The organism is Nonomuraea sp. NPDC050478 (assembly GCF_044458265.1).
GTDB lineage: Bacteria > Actinomycetota > Actinomycetes > Streptosporangiales > Streptosporangiaceae > Nonomuraea > Nonomuraea ferruginea.
Genome location: NZ_JBITHT010000002.1, coordinates 561674 through 581249 on the forward strand (window position 1 = coordinate 561674; position 19576 = coordinate 581249).

Consider the following 19576-nt stretch of genomic DNA (forward strand, 5'->3'; position numbering starts at 1 on the left):
GCCCGCCTACAATGGAACGCAACCGTTCCGTCTCATGGGAGAATGTCGCGCATGTCCGACTCCAGCCGCAGGCCCGCCGGCGCGGCCGTCCTGCGCCAAGAGGTCACCGGCGCGATCATCGAGGCCGCCCTGGCCGAGCTGACCGACCACGGATACGCCCGCATGTCCATGGACGCCGTCGCCCGCCGGGCCGGCGTCGGCAAGGCGGCCATCTACCGGCGCTGGTCTTCCAAGGAGCCCCTGGTGCTGGACCTTCTCACCGAACTCGCCGACCAGGCCGTGCCCCTTCCCGACACGGGCACCCTGTACGAGGACGTCGCCGGCTTCGTCCGCCACACCTCGGCGCTGCGCGCCGACACCCGCGCCATGCGGATCCTCACCGACCTGACCGCCGAGGCGACCCGCAACCCGCGACTGGCGGTGGCCATGCACACCACGGCCGAGCTGCCCCGCCGCGCCGCCGCCACAGAGCTGCTGCAGCGCGCCGTCGACCGCGGCGAACTGCCCGCCGACCTCGACCTCGACCTGGCCACCGACTGCCTGATCGGCCTGGCCTACCTGCGTCCCCGGACGCCGTGGCAGCCCTCGGAGCCGCTGGATCCCGGTGTCCTGGCGCGGCTGGTGGAGGTCATCCTGGCCGCGCTGACCGCCTGCCGCGGCTGAGCCGGCCACGGGTCGAGCGGGCCGGCACTACGGCATCATGACCGCGCTCGTACAGGCCGGTCGAAGAAGCTCCGCGCACGACGGCGGTCGACGAGGCAACGCATGCGCGATCGCCGAACGCGGCGGAGAGCCTGCTGCGATCATCGCACCTCTCGCCGGCGCCTTGAGCCGACGATGGCCTCCGCGGTGCCTACCAAGGCCACCGCGGCGATCACAGCCACGACGAAACCGAGCACATTGAGCTCGAAGATGTCGCCGGTGCCGAGCAGGCTGGCCACGGTGCCGCCGATCAACGAGCCCACCAGGCCCAGCAGCAGGGTCGCCAGCAGGCCGAGGTTCTGCTTGCCCGGCTTGATGAGCCGCGCGAGAGCGCCGATGATGAGCCCTGCGACAATAAAGCCGATCATGAAGGTCCTTCCTGCACCGCTTGTCGGGGAGCGGCGATGTGGGGATTCCGTTGGTCGGTATGCCCCTGGCGTCCGGAACCGAACCCGATCGCCGCCATAGAGGCCAGGTACACAGCGACACGACGAACGCGGGCCGAGCCTTCCTCAGCGTTCGACGTGATTCCGCTGTTCTCAAGGTGAAGTCTGGAGCGGTGAACGTGATGACCACGAAACGGGAGAGGAAATCCGGGACGGTCCGCTACCTGCGCCGGGAAACGTGGTGAGGCGCGGCGGACCGGTCGCGGCTCTGCTGGGCCGGTTCCAGCACCCGGCACAGGTGATCACGACTGGTTTCGCGGCCGCGGTGCTCGTCGGCACCGTACTGTTGTCCTCTCCCCTGGCCAGCGCCTCGGCGGAACCCACCGACTGGATCACTGCGCTGTTCACCGCGACCTCGGCGGTGTGCGTGACCGGCCTGGTGATCGTCGACACGGGCGGACATTGGTCGGCGTTCGGCGAGGCGGTGATCGCCCTGCTGATCCAGGTGGGCGGTCTGGGCATCATGACCCTGGCCACCGTGTTCACCCTGTTGATCTCCGGGCGGCTGGGGCTGCGCGCCCGGCTGTTCGCCCAGGCCGAGACCAAGTCACTCACCGCCGGCGATCTGCGGCGCATCGTGCGGAACGTGGTGCTGTTCAGCCTGTTCAGTGAGGCGGTCGTCGCCGTCATCCTCACCCTGCGGTTTCTTCTCGGGTACGGCGAGCCGTTCGGCCGGGCGCTCTACCTGGGCGTCTTCCACGCCGTGTCGGCCTTCAACAACGCCGGATTCGCGCTGTGGCCGGACAGTCTGACCCGCTTCGCCACCGATCCGTGGATCTGCCTGACCATCGCCGCCGCGGTCGTCGTGGGCGGGCTCGGCTTCCCGGTGCTGTTCGAGCTGCGCCGCTCGTGGCGGCACCCCGGCCGGTGGTCGCTTCTGACCCGCATCACCGTCGGCATGACCGTCATCCTGCTCCTGATCGGCACCCTGGTCTTCCTGGCCGCCGAGTGGAGCAACCCCAGGACGCTGGGGGCGTTGAGCGATGACGACAAGGTGCTGGCCGGCTTCTTCACCGCCGTGATGCCTCGTACCGCCGGCTTCAACAGTCTCGACATCGCTTCCATGACCCCCTCCAGCTTGCTGGTCACCGACGTGCTGATGTTCATCGGCGGAGGCACCGCCGGCACGGCCGGCGGCATCAAGGTCACCACCTTCGGCGTGCTGGCGTTCGTCGTCTGGGCCGAGATGCGCGGCGAGCCGCGGGTCACCATCGGCCACCGGCAGCTGACGTCGGCGACGCAACGCCAGGCGATCACCATCGCCGCGATGAGCATGGGCCTGGTCGCCGTGTCCACCTACGTGCTGCTCGTGCTCACCCCGCACACCCTGGATCAGGTGCTGTTCGAGGTCGTCTCCGCGTTCGGCACGGTCGGGCTGTCCACCGGCATCACCGCTGCCGTCACACCCGCCGGGCACCTGCTGCTGACCGTGCTCATGTTCGTCGGCCGCATCGGCCCGGTGACGCTCGGCTCCGCGCTGGCGCTGAAGGAACGCACACGCCGCTACGAACTGCCGGAGGAAAGGATGATCATCGGCTGACCAGATCGGCCCGCCGGCTTCAGGACAATACGATCTTGCCGGAAACAATATGTCTATATAGTATCCGGGTCATGTGTTCAGCCTATGATCGACCGCCCGAGGATCTGACCGCTCGCGCGCGGATCCGCGACGCGGCTCTGGCGGAGTTCGCCGAGCGCGGTTTCAAGGGGGCGACGCTGAAGGCCGTCGCCGATGCCGCCGGTGTCTCGGTCGGCCTGGTGCAGCATCATTTCGGCTCCAAAGAAGGGCTGCGGGAGGCCTGCGACGCGCACGTCCGTGCCGCCATGATGGGCGCCGCGGGCCAGGTCCAGGACGGCGTCGAGGTCACCCCCGACGTCATCCAGGGCATGTACGAGGCCAACGAGCTCAGCGTCCGCTACCTCGCCCGGGCCCTGGCCGAGGGCTGGGGCGTGGCGGCGGTGTTGTTCGACGAAGGCGCCGACGCCGCCGAGCGGTTCCTCATGGAGAACTGGCCGGACGACTTCCCCCCGCACGAGTCCAAGGTGCGCGAACGCGCCGCCGTGATGGCGGCGATGCACCTCAGCACGATCGTGCTCCACGCGCACCTGTCCCGTCGGATGGGCGTCGACACGCTGAGCAGGACGAATCTGCCCCGGCTCGGCATCGCCATGGCCGACGTCTACGCGCACCTGGGGCAGTGGATCACCTCGGGACCCGGAGACCAGGTCCGCCAGGCCGTCACCGATCACCACATGAAGGAGCACCCCCGTGACTGACGTGATCGAGATCCACGGGCTGACCAAGGAGTTCGGCCGGGTCCGCGCGCTGGACGGCCTGGACATGACCGTGCGGGAAGGAGAGGTGCACGGCTTCCTCGGCCCCAACGGCGCCGGCAAGACCACGACCCTGCGCATCCTCCTCGGCCTGCTGCGCAAGGACGGCGGCCAGGTCCGGCTGCTCGGCGGCGACCCCTGGGCCGACGCCGTCGAGCTGCACCGGCGGCTCGCCTACGTCCCCGGCGACGTCACCCTCTGGCCGAGCCTGTCCGGCGGCGAGGTGATCGACCTGCTCGGCCGGCTGCGCGGCCGCGCCGACGCCAAGCGGCGCGACGAGCTGATCGAACGTTTCGCCCTGGATCCCCGTAAGAAGGCCCGGACCTACTCCAAGGGCAACCGGCAGAAGGTCGCGCTGATCGCCGCGCTCGCCTCCGAGGTGGAGCTGCTCCTGCTGGACGAGCCGACCTCCGGCCTCGATCCGCTGATGGAGGCGATCTTCCGCGAGGTCGTCGCGGAAGAACGGCGCAAGGGCCGCACGGTCCTGCTCTCCAGCCACATCCTCGCCGAGGTCGAGGCGCTCTGCGACCGGGTGAGCATCATCCGCGACGGCCGCATCGTGGAGGCCGGCACCCTCGCGCAGCTGCGCCATCTCACACGCGTCTCCGTCACGGCCGAACTCGCCAGGGTCCCGGCCGGCGGGCTCCCCCATGTCCACGACCTGAGCACGGACGGCGGCCGGGTGCGTTTCCAGGCCGACACCGACCACATCGGCGACGTGCTGGCCCACCTGGCGCAGTACGGCGTGCGCGACATCACCGCCCAGCCGCCCACTCTCGAAGAGCTGTTCATGAGGCACTACCGATGAACACGACAGCGCTGATCCGGCTGATCCTGCGTCGCGACCGCGTCTGGCAGCCGCTGTGGATCCTGTCCGTCGCCCTCTTCGTCGCCACCACGGTGACCACCATCCGGCAACTGCTCCCCACCCGGGACGCGGTCCTGCACTACGTCGAGGAGATCGCGCGGAACCCCGTGATCCTCCTGCTGCAGGGACCCGCGTACGGCGACAGCGTGGGCGCCGCCGCCGCCCAGCAGCGGGCCGCCGCCACCACCATCTTCGCCGCCCTGGCCAGCATCGTCCTCCTGGTCAAGCACACCCGCTCCGACGAGGAGCAAGGGCGGCGGGAGCTCGTCGGCTCGGCCGCCGTGGGACGGCGCGCCCCGCTGACCGCCGCCCTCACCGTCGTGCTGGGCGCGAACCTGGTGCTCGCCGCACTGATCGCGGTGGTCGGCGTGAGCGCCGGGCTCCCTCCGGCCGGCTCCCTCGCCTGGGGCCTGACCGCCGCGTCGGGTGGCTGGGTCGGGGCCGCGCTGGCCGCGGTGACCGTGCAGCTCACCCAGAGCGCCCGCGTGGCCGGAGCCGCGGCCTTCACCGTGTTCTTCGCGGCTTACCTCCTCCGGGGCGTCAGCGACCTGGGCGGCCCCGGGATGGAATGGCTGGGCTGGCTCGTACCGAACGGCTGGTTCCTGCGGGCGCGCGCCTTCGGCGGCGAGCAGTGGTGGGTGTTCGCGCTGGTCGCGGCGTTCGTCGCGGCCATGGCGTGGGCGGCCTACGCGCTGTCGGCCCGCCGCGACCTCGGCGCCGGCCTCCTGCCGCCCCGCCTCGGCCCCGCCCGCGCGCCGGCCGGCCTGCGCGGACCGCTCGGGCTGGCCTGGCGGACGCACCGGGGGGCGGCACTGGTGTGGATCGTGGGCGCCGCCTTCATCGGCGCGGGGCTCGGGCTCGGCGGGCAGACCGCCGTCGAGACGTTCGGTCAGAGCGGAGCGCTGGACTACTGGGCCGGGCGCACGGGAGAGGACGATCCCGCGCGGATCTTCTTCAAGCTCGTCGTGTACGAGCTGGCGGTGTTCTCCGTCTCCCTGTACGCGATCATGACGGTGCTGCGCCTGCGCGGCGACGAGGCCACCGAGCTTTTCCTGTCCGGCCCGGTGAGCCGGACCCGGTGGGCGGCTGCCCATCTCCTGTTCGCGGTGACGGTCCCCGTCGCCATGCTGGTGATCGCCGGCCTCGGGCTGGGCCTCGGCAGCGGCGACTTCGCCGGCGGGTTGGCCCTCACCACGGTCATCCTGCCCGGCATCTGGGTGATGGCCGGGATCGCCGTGGCGGCGTTCGGGCTGTTCCGGCGGGCCGGAGCGGTCGTGGGGTGGACCGCCCTGGTCCTGACCATCGCCCTCGAAGTCGCCTGGGAGGTCGGCCTGGTGAACGACTCGCTCTTCATGATCTCCCCGTTCGCCCACGTCCATTACTCCACGCTGGCCAGCCCCGGACCGGGCACGCTGGCCGGGCTCACCGTCGTGGCGGCAGGCTTGGCCGCGGTGGGTCTGTACGGGCTCCGCCGCCGCGATCTGACCCTGTGAACCTGCTGTGACCGGTGCCTGGTGTCAGCCGACGATCACCTTCTCCTCCGGCAGCTCGTAACGACGAGTGCGCTGCTTCAGGGCGAGCGCGGAGCCCAGCGTCAGCGGGCCGATGCGCCCGATGAACATCAGCACGCTGAGCAGCACATGCCCGGCCAGCGTGGTGTCGGCGGTGATGCCGGTGGACAGGCCGTTGGTGGAGAAGGCCGAGATCACCTCGAACAGCACCTGGTCGAGACTGTGCGGAGAGATCATCAGCATGAGCCAGGTGGAGAACGTGACCAGGATGGCGCCGATCAAGCTGATGGACAGCGCCTGACGCTGGGTGGTGGACGGCAGGCGGCGGTGGCCGATGTTGACCTGGTGCTCGCCGCGCAGCTCCGACCAGATGGCGAACACCAGGAACCCGAACGTGGTGACCTTGATCCCGCCCGCGGTGCCGGCGCTGCCGCCGCCGATGAACATCAGCACGTCGGTGAGCAGCCAGGAGGAGGGGTTCATCTGGCCGATGTCGATGGAGTTGAAGCCCCCGGAGCGTGGCATGACGGCGGCGAAGAAGGCCGCCAGCAGCTTGCCGGAATCATCCAGCGGGCCCATCGTGGCGGGGTTGTGCCACTCGATCGCCAGGAACGTCAACGTACCGCCGCCGAGGAGGACCACGCTCAAGCCGACGGTGACCCGGGTCAGGATCGACCAGCGGCCCGGATGCCGCCAGGTCCGCAGGAGTTCGAAGACGACGGGGTAGCCGAGCCCGCCGACGACGACAGCCAGTGCCACGGGCAGGCAGATCCACGGATCCGCGACGAAGCGCATCAGACTGTCGGGCCACAGGGCGAAGCCGGCATTGTTGAAGGCCGACACCGAGTGAAAGAGGCCCAGGTAGGCTGCCCGGCCGAGCGGCTCGCCGTATCCGGTGACGAAGCGGACCGTGAGGACCACCGCGACGGCGGCCTCGCAGACGATGCTGAACATCACCACCTTCCGCAGAACCCGGCGAAGGTCGGCGGCGACCACCGATTTGGTCTCCAACTGGGCCGACAGGCGGGCGCGCAGGCCGATCCGGCCCGAGATCATCACGATGATCAGCGTGGCCAGTGTCATGATGCCCAGACCGCCCACCTGGATGAGAAAGACGATCACCACCTCGCCGAACACCGACCAGTGCGTTTCGGTGTCCACCACGATCAGGCCGGTCACGCAGACGGCCGAGGTGGCGGTGAACAGCGCGGTGAGCCAGTGGGAGGAGTCGCCCTCGGTGGTGGCCAGCGGGAGGCCGAGCAGCAGCGTGCCGATCAGCACAGCGGTCCCGAATCCCACCGAGATCATCACCGCCGGGTGCCGGCCGCGGCCCGGCACCGCGGGCCGGCGCCGTGCCTTCCGGTTACCCGCCCTCGCCGGCTGCTGGGCAGCAGGCCATGAGCCACGCATCAGGGAGCCCCCGTGGAGTCGTACGGCTGAAGACGCCGCCGACCAGGCTTCCCGGCACTCCGCGCATACCGTAGCGCAGCACGGCATAGCCGCCAACCGCGCACCGTGCCACGGACGGGTATGGACGGTCAGGTGCTCATGATCGTCCACTGGTTGTTGGTGCTGCTGTTCGGCGTCCACAGGGCGACGGTGGAGCCGGCGGTGCTGTTGCCCATGCCGTCCAGGGCGGTGCCGGTGCCCCGGTTGATGATCTGGTGGCGGCCGTTGCCCGTGCTGTTGAGTCGCCACTGCTGGTTGGCGCCGCCGTTCCAGGCCGCCTGCCGGGCGTTGGCGCCGTTGGCGGTGTTGCCCCAGCTGTCGATGACCATGGCGTTGGTGCGGTTGACGATGCGGTACCAGCCGCCGCCCAGGTCCACGAGCTGCCACTGCAGGTTGGTGCTGCCGTCCCAGTTCCACTGCTTGAGGTTCGACCCGGAGGCGACGTTCCCGCCGCTGTCCAGCACCAGGCCGGTGGTCGCGTTGGTGATCCGCACGTGGCTCGCGGGCGCGGGGCCGGACCCGGTCATGCGGTACGTACGACCGGCTTGACCGGTCAGTCTGATGACGTCGTTCTCAGGTTTGGCGACGCTGACGGCATCGCCGGTCGTGGTGTCGACCACCTGGTAGGTCCCGGCGAAGATCCGGGCGCGCACGTTGACCGTCCCGCCACGGTCGAACCTCAGGAGGATCTCGGTGGCCCCGCCGGAGCTCCAGGTCGCGTCCACGGTGTGGCCGCCTCGTCCTCGGAGACCCCGCACCGTGCCGTTCGGCCAGGCCGGCGGCAGCGCCGGCAGCACGTGCAGCTCGCCGTTGTGGCTCTGCAGCAGCATCTCGGCGATGCCGGACGTGGCGCCGAAGTTGCCGTCGATCTGGAACGGCGGGTGCAGGTCGAACATGTTCGGCGCCAGCCGGGCCGTCGTCACCAGGAGGCGGAGCAGCGTGTGCGCGCGGCCGCCCTCCTCCATCCGCGCCCAGTAGTTGATCTTCCAGGCCAGGGACCAGCCGGTCCCGTCGTCCCCGCGGAGTTCGAGGGTGCGCCGGGCGGCGGTGTACAGCGCCGGGGTGCCGCGCTTGGTGATCTGGTTGCTGGGGTGCAGGCCGTAGAGGTGGGAGATGTGCCGGTGGGCGGGCTCGGTCTCGACCCAGTCGTACAGCCACTCCTGGATGTTGCCGCGCGAGCCGATCTTCATCGGCGGTAACCGGTCCCGGGCGGCCAGGACCCGCGCCCGGAAGTCGGCGTCGACGCCGAGCGCCTGCGAGGCCTGGGCGCAGCCGTTGAACAGGTCGCGCAGGATCTGGTTGTCCATGGTGGGGCCGGCGCAGACGCTGACGCCCGCGTGGTGGGCCAGTTCGGGAGAGTTCGACGGGTTGGTGACCAGATACCCGAGCTGAGGTTCCTGTACGAGGGTCTCCAGGAAGAACTGCGCGGCGCCTTTCATCGCGGGGTAGTAGCGACGGAGGAACTCCAGGTCGCCGGTGAAACCGTAGTGGTCCCAGACGAGGGTGGCCAGCCACGCTCCGCCGGTCTGCCACATGCCCCAGAACGCGCCGTCGACGACCGACGTCCCCCGCCACGCGTCGGTGTTGTGATGGGTCACCCAGCCGCCGGCGTCGTACTGGACGCGGGCCGTCCGGGCGCCGCTGACCGCGAGCTCGTCGAGCATGGCGAACACCGGTTCGTAGCACTCGGACAGGTTCGTCGTGTCGGCCGGCCAGTAGTTCATCGGCAGGTTCGCGTTGATGGTGTATTTCGAGTCCCAGGCCGGGGTGAGCGAGTCGTTCCAGATGCCCTGGAGGTTGGCCGGCTGCGTGCCCGGCCGGGAGGAGGAGATCAGCAGATATCGGCCGTACTGGAACAGCAGCGCGGAGAACTGCGGGTCGTCGGTGTTCGCGTGCTGCGCGATCCGCACGTCGGTCGGCTGGTCGGCTGCCGCGGTGCGGCCCAGGTCGAGCGTGGTGCGCCCGAACAACCGCTGGTAGTCGGCGACGTGCCGGCCGCGCAGGTCGTCGTAGGTCCTGCCGGTGGCGGCGTCGAGATGGCGCCGGGCGATGCCCTGGTAGTCGCCGCCGACGTCGCGGAAGTTACGGTAACTGGTGCCGATGGAGACCAGCAGCGTCACGCTGTTGGCGGACCTGACCTGCAGGGTGCCGCCGGAGCTGCTGACGCTGCCGCCCTCGGCGACGGCCCGCGCCAGCGCCAGATAGCGGACCGAGCCGGCCACTCCCTCCATGTCGCCCGAGATGCCGTCGAGCGCGACCGTGGTCCCGTCCGGGCTGGAGCGCGTCGCCCGTTGCGGGCTGCCGAAGGTCGCGGAGAACGTGATCGAGCCCGGCCTGTCGGCGGTCAGGCGGACGGCGATCACCTGATCGGGCGCGCTCGCGAGCACCTCGCGCCGGTACCTGACGCCGTTCTGCAGATAGGACACGGCGGTGGTGGCCGTGGTGAGATCCAGATGACGGTTGTACTCCGCGACCCCGGAGGCGCTGCCGAGGCCGATCCGCAGATCACCGACGGTCTGGTAGGCCAGCTGTCCCACCGGGTTTCCCCGCATGTTCTGGTCGATCATCGTCTGGGCCTGGCTCCACTGGTTCTGGAAGACCAGTTGCCGGATCTGGCCCAGCGCCGCCGCCCCTCGGGGGTTGCTCTGGTCGTACGGTCCACCGGCCCAGACGGTGTCCTCGTTGAGCTGCAACCGCTCGGTGTCGACGTTGCCGAACACCATGGCGCCCAGGCGGCCGTTGCCGATCGGGAGCGCCCGCAGCCAGTCCGTGCCGGCGCTCTCGTCGTACCAGAGGGCCAGATCGTTCGCGGCGCTCACCTCCGGAGGGGGCGCCGAGGCGGCCCGGGCGGCGGCGGTCCATGCCGGCGGCAGCATGAAGGCTCCGGCTCCGGCCGCGCCGAATCTGAGGACTTGCCTTCGTGATAGATCAGACATCTCGCATCCCGTTTCCTACGGAGTGGTGGTCGGTCCCCGGCTTACGCGGGTGTCGCGCGGAGATCAGACGCGGGTCCACTTCTGGTTGGCGCCGCCGGTGCAGGTCCAGATGCGTGCCCTGGTGCCGTTGGCGGTGCCGTTGACGTCCAGGCATTTGTTCGCGCCGACCGCGGTGATGCTGCCGTCGGCGTTGAGGCGCCACTTCTGGTTGTTCTGGCCGTTGCAGTCCCAGATGATCACCGCGGTCCCGTCGGCCGTCCCGGCCCCGTTCACGTCCAGGCACTTGCCGCCGTACACCCGCAGCTCACCCGCACTGGTGACGGTCCACTGCTGGTTCGCCTGGCCGTTGCAGTCCCAGATCAGCACCTGCGCGCCGTTCGCCTGGGAAGCGCCGTTGACGTCCAGGCACCGGTTCGACGCCACGCCCCGCAGCGCGCTCGTGCCGCCCGGGGGCGGGCCGTCGCCCTGCCCGACGCCCGTGCCGTTGAAGGTGACGGAGTCCAGGTCGAACGCGTTCGCGGACGGCGCCTTGAACACCACGTGGACATTGCGGGTGCCACCGGGGTCGGTGACCCGCACCGGGGACAGCGACACGTAGGTGTTCCATCCCCCGGTCGCCGGCACGGGGCTGGAGGCGAGGAGGGCCCCGGTCGGCGAGTCGGCGCGCAGTTCGATGGACGCGCCGGTGCTGGACGGCGCCGAGACGCGGAAGGACACCGTGTCGATCCCGGACAGGTTGATCGGGCTGAAGGAGATCCAGTCGTTGTTGGAGATGTCGCCGATGCGCCTGCCGCCTTCGGCTCCGGACTCGTCGATGACGCGGATGCCGGACGAGCCGGTGAAGTGCTCGGCCTGCTTGTGTTTCGGTTGCAGGGTGAGGCCGGCGGATCCCTTCAGGCCGCCGCTGTCGGTGTAGTCGGCGGACAGGACGTAGTAGACGTTGGAGGCCTCGTCATGGCCGGAGGCGGTGGTCGTGACCGTTCCGGAGCAACCGGTGTACTGGCCGGTGTCGTGGGCGTGCTGGTCATGGCCGAGCGCCGTGATCACGTTGACCTTGGTGCAGTCGGCGGCGCCGTCCTCGGCGTCGGTGACGTTCACCGTGTAGTCCACCTGGTCGCCGAAGTCGATGAACCCGCCGTCGGGCGGGGCCGAGAAGGTCACCCCGGGACGGGTGTTGCCGACGACGATGGGCACCGTGACGCTGCCCGTCTTCCCGCCGGAGTCCCGTACGGTCAGCCTGGCCGTGAAGGTGCCGTTGGCGGTGTAGGTGTGAGAGGGGTTGGCGCCGGTGGAGGTCCCGCCGTCGCCGAAGTCCCACGCGTAGGTGATCGGGTCGCCGTCGGGGTCGGTTGAGCCGGCCGAGGAGAACGCCACCACCAGCGGTGCCGTGCCCGAGTCGGGGTCGGCGCTCGCCTTGGCCAGGGGCGCGCGGTTCCCGGCCACGTAGTCGACCCGGTAGATGCTGTCATCGGTGTTCGCGTGGCCGAAGCCGTTGCCCCAGTCGGCCATGTACAGGGCGCCGTCCGGCCCGAACTTCATGTCGATCGGCGCGCGCGGGGCGATCTGCGCCACGAACGGGTTGATCTTCAGGAGGTTGCCCGAGGAGTCGAGGCGGAACTCCTTGACGAAGTTGCGGCTCCATTCGTAGAAGAACGGCGTGCCGTCGAAGTACGCGGGGAACTTCCGGTCCGAACCGCTGGCCGGGTCATGGCGGTAGAACGGGCCGCCCATCGGGGCGGCGCCGCCGCAGCAGTTGATCTCGGGGAACTGGGCCGAGGCGTGGTAGTCGTACCACACGGTCGCGGGCTTGGCCGCGGGCAGGTTGGTCAGGCCGGTGTTGTTGGGCGAGTCGTTGACCGGTGCCGAGCAGGTGAACTTCGGGCCGGAGGTGTTGGTGGCGAAGTTGTAGTCGTTGAACGGGAGGTTGTCGCCGACGCAGTACGGCCAGCCGTAGAAGCCGGGCTGCTTGATCAGGTTCCACTCGACGGTGCCCTCGGGACCGCGGCCGGGGTTCGCGGCGCCCGCGTCCGGTCCGTAGTCGCCCACCGAGATCCAGCCCGTCACCTTGTCGACCGAGAAGCGGAACGGGTTGCGGAAGCCCATCGCGTAGATCTCCGGCCGGGTCTTGGCGGTGCCGGGCGCGAACAGGTTGCCGGACGGGATCGTGTAGGTGCCGCCGGGCTCGGGGTGGATGCGCAGGATCTTGCCGCGCAGGTCGTTGGTGTTGGCGGAGGACCGCTGAGCGTCGTAGTGCTCCCGGCCGGGCCGCTCGTCGATCGGGGCGTACCCGCTGGACCCGTTGGGATTGGTGTCGTCACCCGGGCCGATGTACAGGTTCCCGCCCGGCCCGAACGCGAGGTAGCCGCCCGTGTGGCCGGGCTCGTCGACGTTGCGGTACGCCGGAACCTCGATGATCTTCTTCTCGCTGGCCAGGTCGAGGCTGGTCCCGTTGAAGGTGAACCTCGACACCCGGTTCACCTCACCGCCGTTCAACGGCGAGTAGTTGACGTAGATCCAGCCGTTGGTGGCGAAGCTCGGATCCAGCGCCAGCCCGATGCCGCCGTCCTCACCGCCGTCGTACACCGGCAGGGTGCCGATGACGCGCGTGCCCCCGCCGTTGGCGGGGATCATGTTCACCTTGCCGGAGCGCGAGATGTAGAAGACCCTGCCGTCGGCGGCCACGTCGAGCTCCATCGGCTGGTCCGGTGCGCCGTCGAGGGTCACCTTCTGGAACCGGGCCGCGACCGTGCCGCCGCAGTCACCCGGCGCCTCGCCCGCCGCCCACCGCACGCCGCCCAGCAGGTGCTGCCGGAACAGGGGCTCCGCGTAGGAGGAGGCCTGGTGGCCCATCGCGGTGGCCCACACCCGGCCGCCCTCCGGGTTGTGACACCAGGAGATCGGGTGGTCGACGCCCATCTTGCTCGGCCCCGCGTCATACGTGGTCTCGTCCGCGGTCACCAGCACGTGCACCGAGCCCCGCATGTTCTTGTCGAAGTTGTACCACTCCTCCGCCCGCACCCACCGGTCGGGCAGCCCGGCCGTGGAGGGGTGGGCCTTGTCGGCCACCTTGGCGGTGCCCTGGAGGATCGACGAGTGCGCGGTCATGTGGGCGCCCGCCAGGACGACCTGGTCCCACCAGGGGAACTGCGTCTCGATGTTCATGTCGGTGGCGTTGTGGATCGCGACGACGCCGTGGCCGGCGCGCACGTAGGCCTGGAAGGCCTGACGCTGGGCGTCGTTGTCCCACACCATGCCGCTGGTCTGGAGCATGATCACCGCGTCGTAGGTGTTCAGGGTCGCGGGCGTGAAGACGGCGGAGTTCTCGCTGTGGTCGAGCTGGAAGTCGTGGTCGGCCGCCAGCTGCTGGAACATCGCGACACCCGCGGGGATGGAGTCGTGCCGGTAGGCGCCGCTCGCCGTCTCGGTGAACAGCAGCACCCTGAACGGCGCGGCCGCCTGCGCCACCTGCGGCGACAAGGACATCAACAGCCCTGACAGGGCTGCGACCAAGGCGGGGAACAGGCGTGATCTTCGCATGAAGGATCTCCTGGGGGGTGCCGGCAACGGGTCGGAGTCGGAGGGAGGACGTGAGGCGTCTCGCCTCGCCACAGACCCATTAAGCCTGCTTATTCAGAGTTGGGAAACCGGCCCTGTCCACCTATCCGGCGAGTGCCCATCGATAACAGCAGGTCAACGCGCCGAAGGTCGCTACCGCACCCGCTTCCACTCAGCAGGATAAGTATGAAACTTTCAATCACAGGGTCCGAAGGTAGGCGAGGCCGTCCACGGCCAGCCTGTCCTGGCTCTCCGCGAGGGGCCGCCAGACGGAGGCCGCGGTGGCGATGGTCCGGTTGTGCGCGGTGAACGACTCGATGACGAGCGGCCCCCGATAGCCGGTGTCGCGCAGGGCCCGGGAGAAGCCCGGCCAGTCGAAGCGGTCGGCTCCCGGCGTGCCGCGATCGGTGCCGCACACCTGCACGTGCGCGATGCGATCCGCCGCCAGCCGCACCGCCTGGGCGGGATCCTTCTCCTCGATGTTCATGTGGTAGACGTCAAGCGCCAGGTGGCAGTCCTCGGGCAGCGCCTCGAGCGCCTGCTCGACCGTGTTGACGAGGCTGGTCTCGTACCTGTTGAGCGGCTCGACGGCGAGCTTCACCCCGCGCTCGGCCGCATGGTCCAGGACGGGCCGCAGATGCTCGCGCAACTCGGCGTAGACCTCCCGGCGTTCGTCCGGCGAGAGCCGCCACGTACGGCCGACCGAGGCGTACGCCGGCCCCCCGATCACCGGGGAGCCGACGGTCACCGCCACGTCGACGCAGTGCCGCAGATAGTCCTGGGTGTCGCGGACGGTCCCCGGGGACGCGGCCACGAGCTCCCGCCCCGGCGGCATGACCAGCACCACGGACGCGGCCAGCCCGTGCTCGGCCAGCACCGCCGCGGCCTTGTCCGGGTTCCAGTCGCCGGGCCGCTCGACGGGCAGCTCGATGACGTCGAAGCCCCACCGGGCGACGCGGGGCGCGAGCCGCGCCAGTTCGTCGTCGGTCAGCGGGGAGACCCAGACCCAGGTGTTCACTCCGATGGAGAACATGGCGTCCCTCTTCGTCGTCGGTTCGGGAGGGGCCGATCAGCCCTTCTTCCCGCCCCAGGTCTCCGGGAACCCGGGCAGGTCCTCACAACCGCAGAGCGCGTAGTGCAGCGGCGGCATGTCGGGCTGGAGGTAGTCCGCCAGGTTGTCGCCGGTGACCTTGGGCTGCGGCAGGTTCCACCTCTCCGGGACCTCCTCGCCCTTGAGGATCTTCAGAGCGGCGATGATCGGGGTGCGCCACTGGTAGGTCGGGTACGTGGGCGCGACGGCGGTGAGACCGGCGTCCTTCCACTTCTGCAGGAAGTCCTGCTGGTCCTCGCCGTTGATCGGCGGCACCGGCAGGCCGGCGTCCTCGAACGCCTCGATCGCGGCCACCGCCGTGGCGCCCGCGTCCATCCAGACACCGTCGATCGTGCCGTGCCGCTGGATATAGTCGCTGACGATGCTCTTGGTCTTGGCGGCGTCACCGTCGGTGAACTCCACCCCCACCACCTGGAGGCGGCTCCTGTCGAAGACCACCTTCGCCGCCGACCAGCGGGTCTCCAGCACGTCGACGCCCGGCAGTATGCGCAGCGCCAGCACCTTCCCGCCCGCCGGCACCTTCTCGGTCAGGAACTCGGCGGCGTCGGCGCCGAAGGCGTAGCCGCCGATGGGCTTGATGAACGTCACCGGGCAGTCCGTTTCCACGCCCCGGTCGAACACGATGACGGGCACCTTCGCGCAGGCGGCCGTCACGGCGGGGGTGAGCGTCGCCGTGGTGTTCGGCGAGACGATCAGCGCGTCGCAGCCCTTGGCCTGCAGCTCGGCGATGTCGGAGATCTGCTTGTCGTCCTTGCCCTCGGCGTCCAGCGCGGTGAACTCCCCGATCTCCTCGTGCAGGCCCACCTCGGCCTGCATCGTCTTCCATCCGACCTGGCGCCAGGGGTTGTTGACCGCCGCGTTGGAGAAGCACAGGTGGTACGGCCCGTCCTTCTTGTACTGTGCCGTGTCGATCATCTTCGGGTCGATGGCCTGCTCCCAGGGCTTGGCCGCGGGGCCCTGAGGTGTCTGGGAGCGCATGGCCAGCTGGGCGTCGAAATCCGCCTGCACGAAGAACTTCGACTGCGTGCCCGTGCCGGAGCCCTGAGCGCTCGTGGCGGGTGCGGCGGGTTGGGTGGTGGCCGTCGGCCTGTCGGTGGTACAGCCGGCGAGAACCAGCGCGGCCAGCACTGCGATTGCGGCCTCAGGACGCGGCATGTGCGTCTCCTCTTCGGGGGGTGGGCTTCCGGGGAAGCCGGATGGCTCCTGCCGCGACCGCGGCGATGATGATGACGCCCTGCACGGTGAACTCCAGCGCCCCGGAGATTCCGTACAGGTTGAGCAGGGTGAACAGCGCCTCCAGCGTGACGGCCCCGGCCATGGCGGCCGGCACGGAGCCGCGGCCGCCGCCGAGCGCCACGCCGCCGAGGACGACGGCGGTGATGGCGGAGAACTCCAGCCCCTGACCGACCTGGGCCGAGACGCCGGCGAAACCGCCGAGCAGGATCGCCGCGACGGCCGCCGCCAGGCCGGAGAGCATGAAAGCGAAGATCTTGACCCGGTCGACCCGGACCCCGGACAGCGCCGCGGCACGCTCGTTGTCGCCGGCGGCCATCAGCGTCTTGCCGAAGTCGGCGCGCATGAGCCGGATCGCCGCCGCGCCCATGGCCACGAGGATCAGCACCGACCACGGCACCGGCCCGAGGCCGCCGCGGCCGAAGACGCGGAAGCCCTCCGACAGCGCGCCACGCGGCGCGCCACCGGTCCACAGGAACACCGCCCCGGACAGGATGAGCAGCATGCCGAGCGTCACGATGAACGACGGCACCCGCAGCTTGGTGGTGGCCACGCCGTTGACCAGCCCGACGAGCAGCCCGATGACGATCAGCAGGGCGAGGACCGGCCAGGTGGCGGACTCGTCGCCGTCGATGAGGCGTGCGGCGATCACCACCTCGGCCGTCACCAGTGAGCCGACCGACAGGTCGAACTCGCCGGAGACGATGACGAAATACTGCCCCGCGGCGAGGATCACCAGCGGCGCGGCCCGTTTGAGGAACGCCAGGAATCCGGCAGGCTCCAGGAAGTGGGGGTTGACCAGGGCGATCGCGGTGAGCAGCGCCACGAGGACCGCGAGGATGGGAAGGGCCCGCCTCATGCGGGCCGTCCCACGGTACGCCGGGCGTAGACGGCCACCGCGACGACGATGACCACGCCGCGGACCACGTCCTTGACGAAGGAGTTGACCTCGAGCTGGTTGAAGACGGTGTCAAGGACGGCCAGCAGCAGGACTCCGCCCACGGTTCCGGCGACGCCGCCCTTGCCGCCGGCCAGCGCGGTCCCGCCGAGCACGACGGCGGCGATGGATTCGAGGTCGTAGCCGCCGTCGGTGCCCACCGTGGGGGCCCCGGCGCCGAGCCTGCCGGCCAGCAGCAGGCCCGCGATGCCGGCGCAGACGGAGCACAGCACGTGGGTGAGCACGATGACCCGGCCGGTGCGGATGCCGGACAGGCGGGCTACCTCCTCGTTCCCGCCGACCGCGTAGATCCGGTATCCGAGCCGGGTCCTGCTCAGCAGGAACCAGGCCAGCACGGCCACGCCCGCCCAGAGCAGCGCGGAGACGGGGATCGGCCCGATCCGGGAGTAGCCGAGGACCTGGAACGACTCGGGCACCTTGCCCGCGGGCCCGTCGTACAGGTGGTCGACGACGCCTTTGATGATCAGGGCGACTCCGAGCGTGGCGATGAAGGCGTGCACCCGGAGCCCGGTGATGACCAGCCCGTTGACCAGCCCCACCAGAGCGCTGATGGCCAGCACCGCGGCGACCGCCGGCCCGATGTTCCCGTCCTGGCCCGCCATGATCTCCGCCGCGACCAGCGAGGCCAGGCTGATCAGGTACGCCACCGACAGGTCGAGCGACCCGGCCAGGATCGCCAGCGTCTGCCCGATCGCCACGATGCCGAGGGCCGCGGAACGCTGCTGGATCCCGACGACGCTCTCCAGGGTGAGGAACTGGCCGCCGTCGAGCGCGACGAGGGCCCAGCCGACCGCGACCAGGCCGAGCAGCGCGAGGAACACCACCTGCGTGGGTTCGCGCAGCCGCGTGAGCAGGGGCATTCAGGCCGCCTCTCCCGCGGCCAGACGCATGACGGCCTCCTCGGAGGCACCGGCGGGCAGCGTGCCCGCCACGCGGCCGTCGCGCAGGACGACGACGCGATCGCTCATGCCGATGAGCTCGGGCAGCTCGGAGGAGATCATCATGATGGCCATGCCGCCGTTCGCCAGTTCGCGCATCAGGTCGTGGATCGTGGCCTTGGCCCCGACGTCGATCCCCCGGGTCGGCTCGTCGAACAGCAGCACCCGCGGCGCCATCGTCAGCCACTTGACCAGCACGACCTTCTGCTGGTTGCCGCCGGACAGGTAACGGACCTCCTGTTCCCGGCGTACGGGCGAGAGACGTACCCGTTCGAGCAGGTCACGGACGCCGGCGCGGTCGCCGGCGCGCACCGCGCGGGCGACGAGCAGGACGTTGTCGCGCACGGACTGGCGCAGCGCGAGCCCTTCGGCCTTGCGGTCCTCGGTCACGAGTCCGATGCCCAGGGCCACGCCTTCCCGGACCGAGCGCGGGCGCGACGGGATCATCTCGCCCGTGGTGAAGGGCTCCGCGCCGAAGATCGCTCTGGCGAGCTCCGATCTGCCGGATCCCTGGAGGCCCGCGATGCCGACGATCTCCCCGGCGCGCAGCTCCAGGTCGATGTCATGGAGCCGGTGATTGCCGGCCGCTCGCAGGCTGAGGCGTACCTCGCCGGCGCCCGCCGAGCGGGGCGGGAAGTAGGTCCCGAGGTCGCGGCCCACCATCAGGCGGATCAGCTCGCCGGGGGTCACCTCACCGATCGGGAGGGTGGTGACGCGCGCGCCGTCCTTGAGCACGGTGACCCGGTCGGCGAGGTCGAACACCTCGCGTAATCGGTGGGAGATGTACACGACGGCGACGCCGCGTTCCCTCAGCCGCCCGATGAGCCGGTAGAGCGACTCGACCTCGTGCTCGGCGAGCGCCGCCGTGGGCTCGTCCATGACGATGAGCCGCGCGTTCACCGACAACGCCTTGACGATCTCGACGATCTGCTGCTGGGCCACCGGCAGGCGCTTGACGGCGTCGCGCGGGCCGAAGGCCTCCTCGCCCAGCTCGTGGAGGAGCCGCGCGGTCGCCTCCTCCATGGCGGCCCGGTCGACCAGGCCGCGCCTGACGGGCTCGCGCCCGAGGAACACGTTCTCGGCGACGGTGCGCTCGGGCAGCAGGTTGAACTCCTGGTAGATGATCGCGATGCCGGAGCGCCGCGCGTCGAGCGGATGGCCGAAGGAGACGGGCCGGCCGTCGAGCTCGATCGTGCCCTCGTCCGGCGCGTGCACCCCGCAGATGATCTTCATGAGGGTGGATTTGCCGGCGCCGTTCTCGCCGACGACGGCGTGGACCTCGCCGGCCGTCACGGCCAGGTCCACCCCGGACAGCACCCGCACGCCCAGGAAGCTCTTGCCGATGCCGCGCAGGCTCAGCATCCGGTCAGCCGTCCCCGCCGACTTTCAGGCCTATGGCTCATGGTGCGGGATGTTAAGCGGGCTTATATCGATGGTCAAGCAAAAGTTGGTCGCCAGTACGCCTAAATTGCCCGGGTTTAGGACGTGACGAACGGGCGGCGATGGCCATAGACGGCAGACCATAAGACAACGAT

Annotated in this window: 14 protein-coding genes; 5 read left to right on the top strand and 9 right to left on the bottom strand. The window is 70.1% G+C overall.

Annotated elements, in window-relative coordinates; all coding sequences use genetic code 11:
• Nucleotides 1-51: 51 nt before the first annotated feature.
• Nucleotides 52-663, top strand: a complete 612-nt coding sequence (locus tag ACIBF7_RS10655) for a TetR/AcrR family transcriptional regulator (protein ID WP_397196952.1) — start codon at nt 52-54, stop codon at nt 661-663.
• A gap of 140 nt (nt 664-803) precedes the next feature.
• Here ACIBF7_RS10655 and ACIBF7_RS10660 read toward each other — a convergent pair whose 3' ends face one another.
• Entirely contained in the window at nt 804-1070 is a 267-nt protein-coding gene (locus ACIBF7_RS10660) for a GlsB/YeaQ/YmgE family stress response membrane protein (RefSeq protein WP_148032218.1), read from the bottom strand.
• A gap of 259 nt (nt 1071-1329) precedes the next feature.
• Here ACIBF7_RS10660 and ACIBF7_RS10665 point away from each other — a divergent pair, with 259 nt between their 5' ends.
• The 4 genes from ACIBF7_RS10665 (at nt 1330) to ACIBF7_RS10680 (ending at nt 5843) form a co-directional block, all read left to right on the top strand.
• Nucleotides 1330-2688 (top strand): TrkH family potassium uptake protein, encoded by a 1359-nt coding sequence (locus ACIBF7_RS10665; RefSeq protein WP_378525099.1) that lies wholly within the window; start codon nt 1330-1332, stop codon nt 2686-2688.
• Between the two features lie 71 nt (nt 2689-2759).
• Entirely contained in the window at nt 2760-3425 is a 666-nt protein-coding gene (locus ACIBF7_RS10670; RefSeq protein WP_397196953.1) for a TetR/AcrR family transcriptional regulator, read from the top strand.
• On the top strand, nt 3418-4290 hold the full coding sequence (locus tag ACIBF7_RS10675; RefSeq protein ID WP_271280381.1) for an ABC transporter ATP-binding protein: 873 nt from the start codon (nt 3418-3420) through the stop codon (nt 4288-4290). Before ACIBF7_RS10670 ends, ACIBF7_RS10675 begins: the two co-directional genes overlap by 8 nt.
• Complete coding sequence (locus tag ACIBF7_RS10680) at nt 4287-5843, top strand: hypothetical protein (RefSeq protein ID WP_345482603.1); 1557 nt, start codon at nt 4287-4289, stop codon at nt 5841-5843. Before ACIBF7_RS10675 ends, ACIBF7_RS10680 begins: the two co-directional genes overlap by 4 nt.
• A 24-nt stretch (nt 5844-5867) precedes the next feature.
• On the opposite strand, the gene ACIBF7_RS10685 is transcribed toward ACIBF7_RS10680, so the two are convergent.
• From ACIBF7_RS10685 to ACIBF7_RS10720, 8 genes are all read right to left on the bottom strand, one after another.
• A complete protein-coding gene (locus tag ACIBF7_RS10685) occupies nt 5868-7169 on the bottom strand; it encodes a TrkH family potassium uptake protein (RefSeq protein WP_148032222.1) in 1302 nt (433 codons plus the stop codon).
• A 230-nt stretch (nt 7170-7399) separates the two neighbouring features.
• Nucleotides 7400-10186: a glycosyl hydrolase family 95 catalytic domain-containing protein gene (locus ACIBF7_RS10690; protein ID WP_397196954.1), complete on the bottom strand. Its 2787-nt coding sequence runs from the start codon at nt 10184-10186 to the stop codon at nt 7400-7402.
• 123 nt (nt 10187-10309) lie between these two features.
• Nucleotides 10310-13783, bottom strand: a complete 3474-nt coding sequence (locus tag ACIBF7_RS10695; RefSeq protein WP_397196955.1) for a ThuA domain-containing protein — start codon at nt 13781-13783, stop codon at nt 10310-10312.
• A gap of 217 nt (nt 13784-14000) precedes the next feature.
• The gene (locus tag ACIBF7_RS10700; RefSeq protein ID WP_397196956.1) at nt 14001-14834 is read right to left on the bottom strand and encodes a sugar phosphate isomerase/epimerase family protein; all 834 of its coding nucleotides are present in this window, start codon (nt 14832-14834) and stop codon (nt 14001-14003) included.
• A gap of 36 nt (nt 14835-14870) precedes the next feature.
• A complete protein-coding gene (locus tag ACIBF7_RS10705) occupies nt 14871-16067 on the bottom strand; it encodes a substrate-binding domain-containing protein (RefSeq protein WP_397196957.1) in 1197 nt (398 codons plus the stop codon).
• Nucleotides 16054-17004, bottom strand: coding sequence for an ABC transporter permease (locus tag ACIBF7_RS10710; protein ID WP_271279602.1), 951 nt, complete (start codon nt 17002-17004; stop codon nt 16054-16056). Before ACIBF7_RS10710 ends, ACIBF7_RS10705 begins: the two co-directional genes overlap by 14 nt.
• On the bottom strand, nt 17001-17963 hold the full coding sequence (locus ACIBF7_RS10715; RefSeq protein WP_364227870.1) for an ABC transporter permease: 963 nt from the start codon (nt 17961-17963) through the stop codon (nt 17001-17003). The genes ACIBF7_RS10710 and ACIBF7_RS10715 overlap by 4 nt, the downstream gene beginning before the upstream one ends.
• Nucleotides 17964-19403 (bottom strand): sugar ABC transporter ATP-binding protein, encoded by a 1440-nt coding sequence (locus ACIBF7_RS10720; protein ID WP_148032229.1) that lies wholly within the window; start codon nt 19401-19403, stop codon nt 17964-17966.
• Nucleotides 19404-19576 lie beyond the last annotated feature (173 nt).

What these genes read in the sequence shown, in the direction of transcription:
- ACIBF7_RS10660 (WP_148032218.1), bottom strand. Translation starts at nt 1,070, where the DNA reads ATGATCGGCTTTATTGTCGCAGGGCTCATCATCGGCGCTCTCGCGCGG.
- ACIBF7_RS10685 (WP_148032222.1), bottom strand. Translation starts at nt 7,169, where the DNA reads ATGATCTCGGTGGGATTCGGGACCGCTGTGCTGATCGGCACGCTGCTG.
- ACIBF7_RS10700 (WP_397196956.1), bottom strand. Translation starts at nt 14,834, where the DNA reads ATGTTCTCCATCGGAGTGAACACCTGGGTCTGGGTCTCCCCGCTGACC.
- ACIBF7_RS10690 (WP_397196954.1), bottom strand. Translation starts at nt 10,186, where the DNA reads ATGCTGCCGCCGGCATGGACCGCCGCCGCCCGGGCCGCCTCGGCGCCC.
- ACIBF7_RS10655 (WP_397196952.1), top strand. Translation starts at nt 52, where the DNA reads ATGTCCGACTCCAGCCGCAGGCCCGCCGGCGCGGCCGTCCTGCGCCAA.
- ACIBF7_RS10670 (WP_397196953.1), top strand. Translation starts at nt 2,760, where the DNA reads ATGTGTTCAGCCTATGATCGACCGCCCGAGGATCTGACCGCTCGCGCG.
- ACIBF7_RS10710 (WP_271279602.1), bottom strand. Translation starts at nt 17,004, where the DNA reads ATGAGGCGGGCCCTTCCCATCCTCGCGGTCCTCGTGGCGCTGCTCACC.
- ACIBF7_RS10720 (WP_148032229.1), bottom strand. Translation starts at nt 19,403, where the DNA reads ATGCTGAGCCTGCGCGGCATCGGCAAGAGCTTCCTGGGCGTGCGGGTG.
- ACIBF7_RS10715 (WP_364227870.1), bottom strand. Translation starts at nt 17,963, where the DNA reads ATGCCCCTGCTCACGCGGCTGCGCGAACCCACGCAGGTGGTGTTCCTC.
- ACIBF7_RS10695 (WP_397196955.1), bottom strand. Translation starts at nt 13,783, where the DNA reads ATGCGAAGATCACGCCTGTTCCCCGCCTTGGTCGCAGCCCTGTCAGGG.
- ACIBF7_RS10680 (WP_345482603.1), top strand. Translation starts at nt 4,287, where the DNA reads ATGAACACGACAGCGCTGATCCGGCTGATCCTGCGTCGCGACCGCGTC.
- ACIBF7_RS10705 (WP_397196957.1), bottom strand. Translation starts at nt 16,067, where the DNA reads ATGCCGCGTCCTGAGGCCGCAATCGCAGTGCTGGCCGCGCTGGTTCTC.